The sequence below is a fragment of the Bartonella sp. MU70NMGDW genome (assembly GCF_042194085.1).
GTDB classification, from domain to species: Bacteria; Pseudomonadota; Alphaproteobacteria; order Rhizobiales; family Rhizobiaceae; genus Bartonella; species Bartonella grahamii.
On sequence record NZ_JBHIMK010000534.1, the window covers coordinates 1 to 738 of the forward strand.

General features: G+C 39.8%; 1 protein-coding gene and 1 pseudogene. Both read left to right on the plus strand.

All coding sequences use genetic code 11. From position 1 onward, the window contains the following. Positions 1–43: 43 nt before the first annotated feature. The gene (locus ACFIKE_RS12015) at positions 44–364 is read left to right on the plus strand and encodes a hypothetical protein (protein WP_375650192.1); all 321 of its coding nucleotides are present in this window, start codon (positions 44–46) and stop codon (positions 362–364) included. Positions 365–367: 3 nt separating this feature from the next. Continuing rightward, positions 368–738, plus strand: a pseudogene (locus ACFIKE_RS12020) (hypothetical protein); the annotation flags it as partial.

The window sequence follows — 738 nt, forward strand, 5'->3', positions numbered from 1 at the left end:
TTTGACTAATGATGTCATTAATTATGACTCAAAAGGAGCAATGATGAAAGCTGTCATCACTAAGCCAATGTGTGTTGTTGGCGACAATAAAAGCACTGTTCGCTTTGAACCATCAACACCCAATAATCCATTTGTTGAAGTTTCCAATCAAGTCTACGCACGTCTCAAGCGCGCTAATGCTGTAAAACCTTTTATTGGAGTCAAGACAACAGCAAAAACAGACAAGGCAGTTGAACAAATTAAGCAGATAAAACAAGAAGCCGTACAAACATCGTCTGAACCAGTGACAGAGGAAATTCCACTCGAACAGCCAAAAGCATCTAAAGCTTCTAAGTCATCAACACCTACCCCAAAAAAGGCTTAGAAGTTGAAGTTAATCATCCACCAAAAATGGTATCTTCAACAGGTGAAGGATACCTTCACCAGTCTTCAAGCACCACGCCTTAATTGGGCTCTGCGTAATGCTCTAAACACTGCAGCAAAACAAGTTGAACGCTTTACTGAAAAGCAAGTTGCAGACATCTCATCAGCCCAAATAAAGCGTATAAGAAGAGGTGTTTATATTAAAGAAAAGGCGACAGCAAGGTTTCTTGAGACAGATATCATTGGTTCTGGAACACCAATACCTCTTAAATTTTTTCAAGCAAGAGAAACAAAACGCGGCGTAACTTACACACTGTTTGGAAAGAAAGAAATCTTACCCCATGCTTTTATCAAAGGTGGGAGTTTTCCAAAGCG